Raw genomic sequence first — 14,568 nt, 5'->3', positions numbered from 1 at the left:
CCGCTCCTGCCGTTCTCTTGTCGCACCGACGAGGCAACACTGCAAGGCACCTTCCTGAGTCTTCGAGAACAACAACATGCTGACGATCTACTCGGACGATCACCATCTGCACCATGGCCGTTGCGAATTGATGGACGGGCAATTGATGCCCTGTTTCGAAATGCCCTCCCGCGCCGACCACGTGTTGCAACGGGTGAAAGACCGCCAACTGGGGCCGGTGCGCGCACCTCACGATTTCGGCCTGCCCCCCTTGGCACGCGTTCACTCCCCGGCCTATCTGGACTTCTTCAAAGGCGCCTGGGAACGCTGGACCGTCTTCGGCCAGGAAGGCGACCTGCTGCCCTACACCTGGCCCGCCCGGACCTTGCGCCGGGTATTGCCCACCAGCCTGCATGGCCAACTGGGTTACTACAGCTTCGACGGCGGCGCGCCCATCACCGCCGGTACCTGGCAGGCGGCCTACAGCGCAGCGCAGGTGGCGCTGACCGCGCAGCAGGCGATCCAGGCCGGTGCGCCGGCGGCGTTTGCCCTGTGCCGCCCGCCGGGACACCACGCCGCCAGCGACCTGATGGGCGGTTACTGCTACCTCAACAATGCAGCCATCGCCGCCCAGGCCTTTCTCGATCAGGGCTATAAAAAAGTCGCGATCCTCGATGTGGATTACCACCACGGTAATGGCACCCAATCGATTTTCTATGAGCGTAGCGATGTGCTGTTCACCTCGATCCACGGGCATCCGGAAGCCGAGTTTCCGTTTTTTCTCGGCTATGCCGATGAGCTCGGCGACGGGGCCGGAGAGGGTTTCAACTTCAACTATCCGTTGCCGGCCGGTTCGGGCTGGGACACCTGGAGCGCCGCACTGGAACAGGCTTGCCAGGCCATTGAGGGCTACGGCGCCGACGTGATTGTGGTGTCCCTGGGCGTCGATACTTTCAAGGACGACCCCATCTCGCAGTTCAAACTCGACAGCCCGGATTATCTGGCGATGGGCGCGCGCATTGCCCGCCTGGGCCGGCCGACGCTGTTCGTGATGGAAGGCGGCTACGCGGTAGAAGAAATCGGCATCAATGCCGTCAACGTTCTCGAAGGTTTTGAAGGGGCAGTCGAATGAATCTGTTCAAGTCGCTTGTGCTCTGCGCCGCCGTATTAAGCACCGCCGCGCACGCTGAAGAAAAAACCCTGCGGGTCTACAACTGGTTCGACTACATCACTCCCAAGGCTCTGGAAGACTTCAAGGCTCGGAACCCGGCAATCAAACTGGTCTACGACATCTTCGACACCAATGAAGCCCTGGAAGCCAAGCTGCTCGCCGGCAATTCCGGCTATGACGTGGTGGTGCCGTCCAATGTGTTCCTGGCCAAGCAGATCGAGGCCGGCGTGTTCCAGCCGCTGGATCGCAGCCAGCTGCCGAACTGGAACCACCTCGATCCCAAGTTGATGAAGCTGATCGAAGCCAACGACCCCGGCAATAAATTTGCCGTGCCCTACATGTACGGCACCATCCTGATCGGCTTCAACCCCGACAAGGTCAAGGCCGCATTGGGCGCCGATGCACCGGTGGACAGCTGGGACCTGATCTTCAAGGAAGAGAACATCAGCAAGCTCAAGCAATGCGGCGTGGCGCTGCTGGATTCACCCTCGGAGATCCTGCCGCTGGCCTTGCAGCACCTGGGCCTGGACCCCAACAGCAGCAACCCCAAGGACTATGAAAAAGCCGAAGCGTTGCTGATGAAAATCCGCCCGTACATCACCTACTTCCACTCCTCCAAATACATGGCCGATATCGCCAACGGCGACATCTGCGTCGCCGTCGGCTACTCCGGCAGCTTCTCCCAGGCCGCCAACCGCGCCAAGGATGCCAAGAACGGCGTGATCGTCGATATGCGCCTGCCCAAGGAAGGCGCACCGATCTGGTTCGACATGCTGGCCATTCCCAAGGGCGCGAAGAACCCGCAGGACGCCTACACCTTCATCAACTACCTGCTGCAACCGCAAGTCATTGCGCCCATCAGTGATTTCGTCGGCTACCCCAACCCGAACAAAGACGCGACCGAGCAGGTGGACCCCGCGATCCGCAACAACCCCAACCTGTACCCAACCGAGGCGGCGATGGCCACGCTCTATACCTTGAAACCCTTGGGACGCGATGCCGAACGCGCCAGGACGCGCGTCTGGACCAAGATCAAGTCCGGGACCTGATCGGCATGTTCAGCGCAGTGTGGACGAGTGCGCACCCGCCGCCGCGCACTCGCTGACTCTGCCGCTGGCCCGCTGCTTGTTTTCCCAACACTGATGGTCAACCGAAGTGCCAGGCCCTGCGCAACGTTGCCAGGGCCTCGGCGACGGCCGCTTCGGGTACGGCAGCAAAGCCCAGCACCAGGCCGGCGCGCTGGTCTTCCGGGGGGGTGGATTGCGCCAGCCAGTAACTGCTTAACCCATTGATTTCGACGTCCACGGCACGGGCCTGCTCAAGCAGCTGTTGCTCGCGGGCCAGGCTGTCCACGCGCACGGTCATGTGCAGCCCTGCGGCAATGACGGGCAACTCGCCGACACCCGGCAAACCGCGCGGCCACCCGGCGAGCAAGGCATTGCGCCGGCTCAATGCCGCACGCCGCATCCGACGGATATGCCGCTGGAAGTGTCCGGCCGCCATGAATTCGGCCATCACGGCTTGGGTGCTGACTTCCGAGTGGCGCATATCCACCGCACGGCGCCGCGAGAAGGCATCGACCAGGCCAGGCGGCAACACCAGATAGCCCAGGCGCAAGGCCGGGAACGCGACTTTGCCGAAGGTGCCGACGTAGAGCACACGCCCACTGCGGTCCAGCGCGGCCAGGGGCGCCAGCGGTGCGCCGCTGTAGCGGTATTCGCCGTCATAGTCGTCCTCCACGATCCAACCGCCGGTGCGCTCGGCCCAGGCCAGCAACTCCAGACGCCGCGCCAGGCTCATCACCACGCCCAGGGGGTATTGGTGGGAGGGCGTGACATAGGCCAGGCGGCAATTGACTAAGGTATTCAGGACCTGACAATCGATGCCGTCGCTGTCCACCGGCACGCCCTGCAGATTGGCACCGGCCAAGGCGAATGCGTGGCCTGCGGCGCGATAGCCCGGGTTTTCCACTGCCACCCCGTCACCTGGCTCTACCAGCAACTGTGCACAAAGGCTGATTGCCTGCTGTGCGCCGCTGGTGATCACTATTTGCTCAGCCGTGCACTGCATGCCCCGCGAACTGCGCAGGTACGCCGCGATCAACCCGCGCAGCCGCGCATCGCCTGCCGGGTCGCCGTAGCACAATTGCTCCATGTCGGGTTTGCGCCAGAACGCCCCATTGAGCTTGGCCCAGACCTCAAACGGGAACAGATCGAAAGCCGGCACGCCCACGCGAAACGCCTTGGGCGGACCCGCTGGCGGTTGTGGCAAATGGTTATTTCGCACGCGCCCCAAGGCCGACCTGTGGATAACTTCGCCAGCGAGATCTTCCGGTAAGTCGGCCCATTTTGTGGATAAGGCTGGGGATAAGCCTGTTGATAACCCTGTGGACACTTTTGTGGATAGTTTTTTCGGGCTGGGCAGTTGGGCGACATAGGTACCGTCACCCACGCGGCCTTCGATAAACCCTTCGGCGTACAGCTGATCGTAGGCGCGCACCACACTGTTACGGGAAATCGCCAGGGCCGCCGCCAAGTCACGGCTGGCGGGCAAGCGCGTACCGCTGACCAGGCGGCCATCCAGCACACGCTGGCGTAAGGCTTCATAGAGTTGGCGTGTCAGGCCTTGCCGCCGATCCAACTCAATACCGGCAGGGTTGAACGACAGCGGCGGCTCTACGGAAGGCATCGAATTGGACCTATTAAATTGACGTTAGATGGCTCTTACAACGAACCATTAGCCTGCCTAGGATGCAGGCATTCGCCAAGGAAAATATTCATGTACACACCTCGTGCCTTTGCCCTCGAAGACTTGCCCGAGATACAGCAACTGATCCAGCACACACGCCTGGCGCAGTTGGTGACCTTGGGTGAGCAAGGCCTGCGGGCCAGCCACTTGCCGCTGCTGCTCAATCCCGATGAAGGCCCCAATGGCACGCTGTACGGGCACCTGGCCAAGGCCAATCCGCAGTGGCGCGACCTGCAAAACGGCAGCGAAGCGTTGGTGATCTTTACCGGCGCCGAGGCCTACGTCAGTCCGGCGTTTTACCCGGCCAAGGCTGAGCACGGCAAAGTGGTGCCCACCTGGAATTACATCGCGGTGCATGCCTATGGCAAGGCCGAGGTATTTACCGATGCCGAACGTTTGCTCGGCGTGGTCAGCGCCCTCACCGACCGCCATGAAGGCAACCGCGCACAACCGTGGAAAGTCAGCGACGCCCCGGCCGACTACATTGACGGCATGCTCAAGGCCATCGTCGGCTTCAGCCTGCCGATCGAGCGCCTGATCGGCAAACGCAAGCTCAGCCAGAACCGCAGCGCGGCGGACATCGCCGGTGTGCGCGACGGGCTGGCCGCCAGCGCCGATATACGCGACCAGACCCTCGCGCGCTTTATTCCCCAAGGAGTTTCAGAATGAGCCAGATCGACATCCGCCAGGTCACCGCGGCCGACCACGCCGCCTGGCTGCCGCTGTGGCAGGCGTACTTGACGTTCTACAACACCGAACTGCCGGACGCCGTCAGCCAGAGCACCTGGCAGCGCCTGATCGATCCCAATGAGCCGACCCACTCCGCGTTGGCCTGGCAGGATGGCAAGGCGGTGGGCATGGTCAATTTCATCTACCACCGTTCCAACTGGAGCATCGAAAACTCCTGCTACCTGCAGGACCTGCTGGTGGACCCGGCTCAGCGCGGCACCGGTGTCGGCCGTAAACTGATCGAGTTCGTCTACGCCACTGCCAAGGCCGACGGCTGCTGCAAGGTCCACTGGCTGACCCACGAGACCAACGCCACCGCGATCCAACTCTACGAGCGCATCGCCGAACGCCCTGGCTTCATTCAATTTCGCAAAGGTCTTTAAGGAGCGCAGCATGTCTACTTCCCTCGCCGACTGGAAAGGCGCCCCGGCGCCCACCGCGCAACTGCTCGAAGGGCGCTTTATCCGCCTGGAAAAACTCGACCCGGCGCGCCACGCCGATCAATTGTGGCAAGCCCTCGAAGGCCCCGGTGCCGACCCCAAGTTGTGGGACTACCTGCCTTACGGCCCGTTTGCCGAGCGCGCCGCGTTCGATGCGTGGTTGAACAACCATGCGGCGAATAGCGATCCGTATTTCTTCAGCGTGGTCGACCGTGCGTCCGGCCAGGTGCAGGGCATCCTCAGCCTGATGTCCATCGTCCCGGCCCAGGGCCGTATCGAAATCGGCCATGTCACCTTCGGCGCGCCGATGCAGCGCTCACCCAAAAGCACCGAGGCGGTGTACCTCTTGGCCAAATACGCGTTCGAGCAGGGCTACCGACGCCTGGAGTGGAAGTGCAACAACGGCAACGCCCGCTCCAAATATGCGGCTGAGCGGTTGGGGTTCAGTTTTGAAGGGGTGTTTCGCCAGCATATGGTGGTGAAGGGGCAGAACCGGGATACGGCCTGGTATTCGATTCTGGATTCGGAATGGCCGACGGTGGGCGCGGGGTTTGAGGCGTGGTTGTCCGAGGCGAACCAGGCAGGTTCCGGGCAGTTGAAGGGCCTGGCGGAGTGTCGCCGCCAGGCGCTTTAAGGCTTAGACCAGCTTCTGGGCCAGCACCGCAATGTGCTCCGGCCCGATCCCGCAGCAACCGCCCAAGTGGCTGGCACCACGCTTTTGCCAGTCCGCGGCCCACTGCAGGTAGCCCGGTGGGTCGAGATCCTCGCGCAAGGGGTCCAGGCCGTCGTTGGCCGTGGCTTCCTTGGGCTGTGGCGGGAAGGCGTTGGCGTAGGCGCCGATCTGAATCGCCACGCCCAGCCGCTCGAAGGTTTGGCGCGCGGCATCGATCGCCGCGCCGATCACTTCCGGCTGGCTGCAATTGAACAACAACACTTGCACGCCCAGCTGCGCCGCCGCTTCGGCCGCGTCCGCCACCGGTTCGCCGGAACGCAGGCGCGGTACATCGTCGGTGTCTTCATCTTTCAAGGTAAACGACAGCCAGAACGGCTTGCCATCCTTCGGCAGGCCCGCATGAATCGCCCGCGCTTCGACGATTGAGCTCTGGGTCTCCGCCAGCCACAGATCGACATGGGGTGCCAGGCCCTGCACCAGCGGTGTCAGCAATTCAGACACGCGCTGCGGCTCGAACAGGTCGGGACGATACGAACCAAACAACGGCGGCAACGAGCCGGCCACACGCACGGCTTTGCCCGAAGCCTGCACCGCCCTTCTGGCCAATTCACCCGCCAGTGCCGCCAGGGCCTGGCCTTCGGCAGCAAACCGCGCCTCACCGATATGAAACGGCACCACCGCGTAGCTGTTGCTGGTAATCACGTTGGCGCCGCTGTCGATATAGGCCGCATGCACCGCCTCCACCGCCTGCGGTGCTTCGCTCAAGGCCAGCGCCGACCACTCCGGCTGCCTGAAGGGCGCACCGCGTCGTTGCAGTTCACGGCCCATGCCGCCGTCCAGAATTACTGTGCTTACTGCGCCCATATGCTTTTTACTCATAAGCTTATGAAAATAACTCACTATGAGAGTCGTTCTTATAACTATTTAATACGTTCAATTCGGTTCATAACAACTCTTTTTTATTCAGGTGCCCACTTTGAAACTTAAACCGCTATTGGCCTTGGGCCTGACGATGCTTGCTGCCTCCACCCAAGCCTTTGGCGGCGCGACCCTGGACCGGATTGAGAAGAAGAAAGAACTGGTGGGCGTGCTGATGGAAAGCTACCCGCCGTTCTCGTTCCTCAACGACCAAAACCAACTCGACGGCTTCGATGTCGATGTGGCCAAGGCCGTCGCGCAAAAGCTCGGTGTGAAACTGCGTCTGGAAACGCCGTCGTGGGACGTGATCGCCGCTGGCCGCTGGAGCGGTCGCTACGACATCTGCATCTGCTCCATGACCCCGAGCAAGGCCCGCGCCGAGGTGTTTGATTTCCCGGTGGAGTACTACGCCTCCCCCGCCGTAATCGTGGTCAATGCCAAAGATGACAGCATCCATGGCGCCAAGGACCTGAGCGGTAAAAAGGTCGGGCTCACCAGCGCCTCCAGCTACGAAAGCTATCTGAACAAGAACCTGGTGATCGAAGGCGCCGAAGACACTCAACTGCAGTACCCGTTCGAGGACGTGCAGATCGCCCCGTACGACACCGATAACGTCGCCTTCCAGGACCTCGGCCTGGGCGCCGGTGTGCGCCTGGATGCAATCCTCACCAACCTGGTCACCGCCCAGCCGCGCCTGAACGAAGACAAACGCTTCAAGCTCGCCGGCGCGCCGCTGTACGCCGAACCCAATTCGGTCGCCATCGAAAAAGGCGACGCTCAGTGGGACGCCAAGGTGCGTGAGGTGTTTGCCCAGTTGAAACAGGACGGCACCCTGAGCAAACTGTCGCAAAAATGGATCGGTGCCGATATCAGCCAATGAGTGTTCCTCCAAAACCTGCGCGCGCCCTGCTGGGCTTTCGCACGCGGCTTTACCTGACCTGGGCGGCCCTGTTCGCCCTGTTTGCCAGTTTCTTCCTGAGCTTTGACCTGAAGTTCTCGATCATCCTCGACAAGCTGCCCAACCTGGTTGGCCTGCACCTGGCCCCCAATGGCTTCCTGCAAGGCGCAGCGCTGACGCTGTTCCTGTGCCTGTGTTCGATTGCCGCTTCGTCGGTGCTGGGCTTTGTCACTGCGCTCGGGCGCTTGTCCAAGAGTGCCGTGGCCTTTGGCATAGCCAGCTTTTACGCGTCGTTTTTCCGTGGCACGCCGTTGCTGATCCAGATCCTGCTGATCTACCTCGGCCTGCCGCAGCTGGGCCTGGTGCCGGGTGCCATCGTCGCGGGGATCATCGCGCTGTCGCTGAACTACGGCGCTTACCTGAGCGAAATCTTCCGCGCCGGTATCCTGGGCGTCCCTCATGGGCAACGGGAAGCCGCGCTGGCCCTTGGCATGCGCGACAGCGCGATCTTCTGGCACGTCACCCTGCCCCAGGCCATGCGCACCATCATCCCGCCGGCGACCAACCAGTTCATCTCCATGCTCAAGGACTCGTCACTGATCTCGGTGATGGGCGTGTGGGAAGTGATGTTCCTGGCGCAATCCTACGGGCGCTCCAGTTATCGCTACATCGAGATGCTCAGCACCGCGGCAATCATCTATTGGATCATGTCCCTCGGGCTGGAACTGATCCAGGCGCGGATGGAACGCCATTTTGGCAAGGGGTATGTAAAGCGAGGGTGAGGTCAGTAAAGTAACCATCGACCGCAACCTTACGGTGCCAATCCTGCTGCATTCTTTTTCGCATCAGGCTAGAGACATCTCCCGCAAACGAGCACTGCCTGGCCTGACAGTTATCCTCCGAGTGCCCCGCTAAATTCCCCGCCTCATACATCAAGAGGTGGGTTTACATGCCGCTCATTCAGAAACAACTCGTACTCGCCATCACCCTCGCGCTGGGGGCCACCTGTGCTCAATACGCACAGGCACGGGGCGACATGGAGCCAGACAGCGAATGGTTCGATCCGCTCGCGGAGCACAGTGAGAAAAGCCCTCATGAACCGGCCCTGCCCGCGCCCGAAGACTTCTACTTCGCTGACCATGCCACCAGCCGCAATGGCCTGAGCGTCGCCCGTGTGCTCGACGCCGCGGTGGATGACCTGCTGGCGTCGGACGAACTGAACGAGTGGGAAAAATACCGACTTGAGCAATACGGCGAGTACCTGGGCAGCCTGGAGCCAGGGCGATTGGGCGCGGTACTGGAACAATTGGCGGGTAGCCAGAACGCCAACCTGGGCAGCGCCACCCAAAACAGCATGAAACAATTGAACGCCAGCCTGCTGTCGGCAGTACGTCAGCTGGATAACGACACCGACGAGGGCAGCCGTGTATGGCTCCAAGCCTTGGGCGGCGCCGGCACTCTGGATGCTCAACACGGAAGCTTTGGTTTGAAGCAACGCAGCCAAGGCTTGCTGCTGGGCGCCGACTGGTCGGCCGACAATGCCTGGCGACTCGGCGTGATGGGCGGTAAGTCGGGCAGTGACCTGAGCGCCAAACGTTTCAAAGGCGAACTGGACAGCTGGCATCTGGGCGCTTATGCGGTGCGCCAGGACGGGCCGCTGGCACTGCGCCTGGGCGCGCTCTACAGCAGGCATAGCGGGCAGAACCAACGCAATGTCGATTTCGACTTCATCAATTACCGCGAACACCTCACGGGTAAGTACAAAGCGCGGAGCCAAAACGCCTTCGCCGAACTGGGCTATCAGTTTCATACAGGTGGCTTACGCGCCCAGCCCTTTGCCGCACTGGGTTTCCAGCGTTATCAGCGCGACCGCTTCGTGGAGAAGGGTGGCGATAGCGCGCTGGACGTTGGTGCACAGACCCAGCAAAACTTCAGCAGTACCTTTGGCCTGCGTTTGACCCGCGACTTTGCCTTGGGCAACCAAATCACGCTCAAACCGCACCTGAGCACCAGCTGGAAACACCTGTATGGCGACGTCGGCAGCCATGTGCGCCAGTCCTTCGCCGGGGAAAAACGCGAGGACTTCGACAGCTCGTTCACCATCGGCGGCACCTCACTGGACCGTAACAGCCTGGCGCTGCGTACCGGCCTGGACATGGCGCTGTCGGACACACACAGCGTGGGCCTGGCCTATTCCGCCGAGTTCGGCAGCCACAGCCGCAATCAAGGGGTGATGGGCCAGTGGGCGATAGCGTTCTGAGCCATGACGTAGCCTGATCATCAGGCAAAAAAAAGGGGAGCACCTGCCCCCCCGAGGATTAAACGGTCGTGTCGAAGGCTGGATCAGCCTTCGATTTCAATCAGGATTTCGCCAGGGTTCACCCGGTCGCCTTTGGCCACGTGAACGGCGGTCACCTTGCCGGCAATCGCAGCCTGCACTTCGGTTTCCATCTTCATCGCTTCGGTGATCAACACGGCCTGGCCGGCCTTGACCACATCGCCTTCCTTGACCAGCACATCGACGATATTGCCCGGCATCGCCGTGCTGACATGCCCCGGCTCGCTGGCCTGCTTGCGCTTGCTGCCGCCACCGCCGACGAATTCGTTGAGCGGTTCGAACACCACTTCTTCCGGCATGCCGTCGATGGACAGGTAGAAGTGGCGTTTGCCTTCGGCTTTCACGCCGACCCCGGTGATGTCCACGCGGTAGCTTTCGCCGTGCACGTCGATGACGAACTCAGTCGGCACGCCTTCACCACCGGCACGGGCCACGCCGCCGGCCTCAGGGATAGGCAGCAGCACCTCTGGCGTCAGGGTGCCGGCGTCGCGCTCCTCGAGGAACTTGCGCCCGATGTCCGGGAACATGGCGTAGGTCAGCACGTCTTCTTCGGACTTGGCCAATGCGCCGATTTCGCCGCGCAGCTTGGTCATCTCCGGCTTGAGCAGGTCGGCTGGGCGCACGTCGATCACTTCTTCGCTGCCGATGGCCTGGCGACGCAACTTCTCGTTCACCGTGCCCGGCGCCTTGCCGTAGCCGCCTTGCAGGTACAGCTTCACTTCGTTGGTGATGGTCTTATAGCGCTCACCGGCCAGCACGTTGAAGAACGCCTGGGTGCCGACGATCTGCGAAGTCGGGGTCACCAGGGGCGGGAAGCCGAGGTCTTCACGCACCCGTGGAATTTCAGCCAGCACTTCGCTCATGCGGTTGAGAGCGCCCTGCTCTTTCAACTGGTTGGCCAGGTTGGAAATCATCCCGCCCGGTACCTGGTTGACTTGCACACGGGTGTCGACGGCGGTGAATTCGCTTTCGAACTGGTGGTACTTCTTGCGCACGGCATAGAAGTACAGGCCGATCTCTTGCAGCAGTTCCAGGTCGAGACCGGTGTCGAATTCGCTGCCTTTAAGGGCGGCGACCATCGACTCGGTGCCCGGGTGGCTGGTGCCCCAGGCGAAGCTGGAGATTGCGGTATCGATATGGTCGGCACCGTTTTCGATGGCCTTGAGTTGGCACATCGCAGCCAAACCGGCGGTGTCGTGAGAGTGGATAAAGATCGGCAGGCTCTGCTCGGTTTTCAGCGCCTTGACCAGCTCACCGGTGGCATACGGAGTCAGCAGGCCGGCCATGTCCTTGATCGCGATCGAGTCGCAACCCATGGATTCCAGCTGCTTGGCCTGGGCCACAAAAGCCTCGACGGTGTGCACCGGGCTGGTGGTGTAGGCGATGGTGCCCTGGGCGTGTTTGCCAGCGGCTTTTACCGCCTCGATGGCCACGCGCAGGTTACGCACGTCGTTCATGGCATCGAAGATGCGGAATACGTCGATACCGTTGACGGCAGCCTTGGCCACGAAGGCCTTGACCACATCGTCGCTGTAATGGCGGTAGCCCAGCAGGTTCTGGCCACGCAGGAGCATTTGCAGGCGCGTGTTAGGCAACGCGGCGCGCAGTTTGCGCAGGCGCTCCCACGGGTCTTCCTTGAGGAAGCGTACGCAGGCGTCAAAGGTGGCGCCGCCCCAGACTTCCAGGGACCAGTAGCCGACTTTGTCGAGCTTGTCGCAGATCGGCAGCATGTCGTCGGTGCGCATGCGGGTCGCCAGCAACGATTGGTGGGCGTCGCGCAGGATAGTGTCGGTTACGAAGATTTTCTTGCTCATTATTATGTTCCTCACAGGCCTGCGTGGGCGGCGATGGCGGCGGCGATGGCCAGGGCCAGCTCTTCGGGTTTGCGCTTGATCGAGTAGTTGGTCAGCTCAGGGTGGCTTTCCACAAAACTGGTGTTGAACTGGCCGCTGCGGAATTCCGGGTTACGCAGGATTTCCTGGTAATAGGCGGCAGTGGTCTTCACGCCTTGCAGGCGCATGTCGTCCAGGGCACGCAGGCCGCGGTCCATGGCTTCTTCCCAGGTCAACGCCCAGACCACCAGTTTCAGGCACATGGAGTCGTAGAACGGCGGGATGGTGTAGCCGGTGTAGATCGCTGTGTCGGTACGCACGCCGGGGCCGCCGGGCGCGTAGTAACGGGTGATCTTGCCGAAGCTTGGGAGGAAGTTGTTCTTCGGGTCTTCGGCGTTGATGCGAAACTGCAACGCGAAGCCACGGTGCTGAATGTCTTCCTGCTTTACCGATAACGGCAGGCCTGAGGCGATGCGGATCTGCTCGCGGACAATGTCGATCCCGGTGATTTCTTCGGTGATGGTGTGTTCCACCTGCACCCGGGTGTTCATCTCCATGAAGTACACCTCGCCTTCGGCGAGCAGGAACTCCACGGTGCCGGCATTCTCGTAGCCCACGGCCTTGGCCGCGCGCACCGACAGGTCGCCGATGTAGGCGCGCTGTTCCGGGGTCAGTTGCGGGCTCGGAGCGATTTCGATGAGCTTCTGGTTGCGGCGCTGGATCGAGCAATCGCGCTCGAACAAGTGCACCACGTTGCCGAAGCTGTCACCAAGGATCTGCGCCTCGATGTGCTTGGGATTGACGATGCATTTTTCCAGGAACACTTCCGCCGAGCCGAAGGCCTTGGTGGCTTCGGAGATCACGCGGGGGAAGGCTTGTTCGAGTTCTTCGCGGCTGTTGCAACGACGGATACCGCGACCGCCGCCACCGGAGGTGGCCTTGAGCATCACCGGGTAACCAATGCGGTCGCCTTCGGTGAGGGCCTCGGCGATGTCGGCAACGTTGCCTTCGGTACCGGGCGTAACCGGCACGCCGGCCTTGATCATGCTGCGGCGGGCTTCAGTCTTGTCGCCCATGCGGCGAATCACTTCAGCCGAAGGGCCGATGAATTTAATTCCACGTTCGGCGCAGATATCCGCCAGCTCGGCGTTTTCCGACAGGAAGCCGTAGCCGGGGTGCAGCGCATCACAACCGGTTTCCACCGCCAGGTTCACCAGCTTGCGCGGGTTCAGGTAGCCGGCCAGCGGCTCGGCGCCAATGCTGTGGGCTTCGTCGGCACGCTTGACGTGCAAGGCATGGCGGTCGGCGTCCGAGTAAACCGCGACCGAGCGAATGCCCATCTCGGCGCAGGCACGCACGATTCGTACGGCAATTTCACCACGGTTGGCGATCAGGATCTTTTTTATCACTTGGAAATTCCCTTGAGCCGATTGCTGCGTTCTTCGACCCGCTGGAGCCGGGTCGGCGCGTGACCAAATGTTTCAAGCCAGTCGCAGGCACACACTAAGCCCGTGGAGGGATTAACAAAAATCAATAATTATTGGGTCGTGCATAAGTAAAGACTTATAGTTGGCCGGCCGGCCTGGGGAGAGAGGAATCGAATAATGCGTAAGTCTTTGATGCGTATGACATTGCGTCAATTGCAGATCTTCAATGAAGTGTGTGATTTGCGCTCCTACAGCCGCGCCGCCGAGGAAATGTCTCTCACACAACCGGCCGTTAGCCTGCAAATTCGCCAGCTGGAAGAGCTGATCGGCCAGCCGCTGTTCGATTATGTCGGCAAAAAGCTCTACATGACCGAAGCTGCCGAAGCCTTGCAACGGGCCAGTCGGGATATCTTCGGGCGCCTGGAAAACCTCGATATGCAGCTGTCGGACATGCAGGGTTCTTTGCAAGGCCAGCTAAAGCTCGCGATTGAGTCCAGCGCCAAGTACTTCGTGCCGCACCTGTTCGCCGCGTTCAAGCGCCAGCATCCCGAAGTACAGCTGCACCTGACCGTGGTCAACCGCGCCCAGGTGATTCGGCGCCTCTCCGACAACCGCGACGACCTGGTGATCATGTCCATGGTGCCCCAGGACATGGGCCTGGAATTCCTGCCGTTTCTCAACAACCCGATCGTGGCCGTAGCCCCACCCGATCACCCCTTGAGCCTGCAAGGGCCGCTGCGCTTGCAGGACTTGGAACCCTACACGCTGTTGCTGCGCGAACCGGGTTCCGGCACACGGCTGGCTTGCGAGGAGTATTTCAAGGAGAAACGCGTGCACTTCACCCAGACGGTGGAAGTGGCCTCCGCCGAGGCGCAACGTGAATGCGTCTGCGCCGGCCTTGGCGTGGCCTTGCTGACGCGCCACGCGGTCAATATGGAACTGGCCACCGGCGGGCTCAAGGAGCTGCCGGTGGAAGAACTGCCGCTGTACCGCAGTTGGTGCCTGGTGCAGGCCAAAGCCAAGCGCCTGTCACCGGTGGCCCATGCGTTCCTGGGCTTTATCCGCAGCGAACGGGTGCAGATCAGCGCGTTGGCTGAACGTTTCGCTGGGCAGCCGCGGGCGCCTGCCAATGGAGTTCCGGGTAGTCACTGATGCTCTGCTGCAGCTGACGCTGGTCGCAGCGGTCTTCGATTGCGCGACGGAACGCCATGCGGCGCTGGTCTTCCTGCTGACGACGGGTTTTGACGGAGCTGTTGCTGTCTTCGTAGGGCCGGGCCATTTGGAGTCTCCCAATGCGAGTACGGGGAGTACAGGATGGGTTGTAGCGATGACGGTTTAACGGCGCGGGGGTTACAGGACGATGAATCTTCCGAATAGGTAAACAATCCAAATGTGGGAGGGGGCTTGCTCCCGAT

At 61.5% G+C, this 14,568-nt stretch carries 14 protein-coding genes; 9 read left to right on the top strand and 5 right to left on the bottom strand.

The window, feature by feature from the left end; genetic code table 11:
* Positions 1-76 precede the first annotated feature (76 nt).
* Complete coding sequence (locus tag HCF10_RS15640; protein ID WP_167655906.1) at positions 77-1,111, top strand: histone deacetylase family protein; 1,035 nt, start codon at positions 77-79, stop codon at positions 1,109-1,111.
* Positions 1,108-2,199, top strand: a complete 1,092-nt coding sequence (locus tag HCF10_RS15635; protein ID WP_167655905.1) for a polyamine ABC transporter substrate-binding protein — start codon at positions 1,108-1,110, stop codon at positions 2,197-2,199. The genes HCF10_RS15640 and HCF10_RS15635 overlap by 4 nt, the downstream gene beginning before the upstream one ends.
* 97 nt (positions 2,200-2,296) lie before the next feature.
* On the opposite strand, the gene pdxR is transcribed toward HCF10_RS15635, so the two are convergent.
* Complete coding sequence (gene pdxR / locus HCF10_RS15630) at positions 2,297-3,838, bottom strand: MocR-like pyridoxine biosynthesis transcription factor PdxR (RefSeq protein ID WP_145337386.1); 1,542 nt, start codon at positions 3,836-3,838, stop codon at positions 2,297-2,299.
* Positions 3,839-3,928: 90 nt separating this feature from the next.
* Between pdxR and HCF10_RS15625 the strand changes: the two genes are divergently transcribed.
* From HCF10_RS15625 to HCF10_RS15615, 3 genes are read left to right on the top strand one after another with little or no spacing between them, the layout of a single operon-like run.
* A complete protein-coding gene (locus HCF10_RS15625; protein WP_167655904.1) occupies positions 3,929-4,567 on the top strand; it encodes an FMN-binding negative transcriptional regulator in 639 nt (212 codons plus the stop codon).
* The gene (locus HCF10_RS15620) at positions 4,564-5,010 is read left to right on the top strand and encodes a GNAT family N-acetyltransferase (protein WP_131697698.1); all 447 of its coding nucleotides are present in this window, start codon (positions 4,564-4,566) and stop codon (positions 5,008-5,010) included. The genes HCF10_RS15625 and HCF10_RS15620 overlap by 4 nt, the downstream gene beginning before the upstream one ends.
* A gap of 10 nt (positions 5,011-5,020) precedes the next feature.
* Complete coding sequence (locus HCF10_RS15615; protein ID WP_027608228.1) at positions 5,021-5,701, top strand: GNAT family N-acetyltransferase; 681 nt, start codon at positions 5,021-5,023, stop codon at positions 5,699-5,701.
* Positions 5,702-5,704: 3 nt separating this feature from the next.
* Here the strand turns inward: HCF10_RS15615 and HCF10_RS15610 are convergent, their stop codons facing one another.
* The gene (locus HCF10_RS15610) at positions 5,705-6,604 is read right to left on the bottom strand and encodes a homocysteine S-methyltransferase family protein (protein WP_131697700.1); all 900 of its coding nucleotides are present in this window, start codon (positions 6,602-6,604) and stop codon (positions 5,705-5,707) included.
* A 112-nt stretch (positions 6,605-6,716) separates the two neighbouring features.
* On the opposite strand from HCF10_RS15610, the gene HCF10_RS15605 reads away from it, so the two are divergent.
* From HCF10_RS15605 to HCF10_RS15595, 3 genes are all read left to right on the top strand, one after another.
* The gene (locus tag HCF10_RS15605) at positions 6,717-7,538 is read left to right on the top strand and encodes an ABC transporter substrate-binding protein (protein WP_131697701.1); all 822 of its coding nucleotides are present in this window, start codon (positions 6,717-6,719) and stop codon (positions 7,536-7,538) included.
* Positions 7,535-8,338, top strand: a complete 804-nt coding sequence (locus HCF10_RS15600) for an amino acid ABC transporter permease (RefSeq protein ID WP_371920965.1) — start codon at positions 7,535-7,537, stop codon at positions 8,336-8,338. The genes HCF10_RS15605 and HCF10_RS15600 overlap by 4 nt, the downstream gene beginning before the upstream one ends.
* A 167-nt stretch (positions 8,339-8,505) precedes the next feature.
* Entirely contained in the window at positions 8,506-9,816 is a 1,311-nt protein-coding gene (locus HCF10_RS15595) for an autotransporter outer membrane beta-barrel domain-containing protein (RefSeq protein WP_167655903.1), read from the top strand.
* Positions 9,817-9,899: 83 nt separating this feature from the next.
* Here the strand turns inward: HCF10_RS15595 and oadA are convergent, their stop codons facing one another.
* Positions 9,900-11,708, bottom strand: a complete 1,809-nt coding sequence (oadA, locus tag HCF10_RS15590; RefSeq protein ID WP_167655902.1) for a sodium-extruding oxaloacetate decarboxylase subunit alpha — start codon at positions 11,706-11,708, stop codon at positions 9,900-9,902.
* An 11-nt stretch (positions 11,709-11,719) separates the two neighbouring features.
* Complete coding sequence (locus HCF10_RS15585) at positions 11,720-13,135, bottom strand: acetyl-CoA carboxylase biotin carboxylase subunit (protein ID WP_003213442.1); 1,416 nt, start codon at positions 13,133-13,135, stop codon at positions 11,720-11,722.
* Between the two features lie 195 nt (positions 13,136-13,330).
* On the opposite strand from HCF10_RS15585, the gene HCF10_RS15580 reads away from it, so the two are divergent.
* Entirely contained in the window at positions 13,331-14,305 is a 975-nt protein-coding gene (locus HCF10_RS15580; protein WP_131697704.1) for a LysR family transcriptional regulator, read from the top strand.
* On the opposite strand, the gene HCF10_RS31440 is transcribed toward HCF10_RS15580, so the two are convergent.
* The gene (locus HCF10_RS31440; protein WP_074848013.1) at positions 14,235-14,432 is read right to left on the bottom strand and encodes a PA3496 family putative envelope integrity protein; all 198 of its coding nucleotides are present in this window, start codon (positions 14,430-14,432) and stop codon (positions 14,235-14,237) included. The genes HCF10_RS15580 and HCF10_RS31440 overlap by 71 nt on opposite strands.
* Positions 14,433-14,568: the final 136 nt, after the last annotated feature.

The sequence above is a fragment of the Pseudomonas sp. B14(2022) genome (assembly GCF_012030485.1).
Taxonomy (GTDB): Bacteria; Pseudomonadota; Gammaproteobacteria; order Pseudomonadales; family Pseudomonadaceae; genus Aquipseudomonas.
This window is presented reverse-complemented; position numbering and strand designations above follow the sequence as displayed.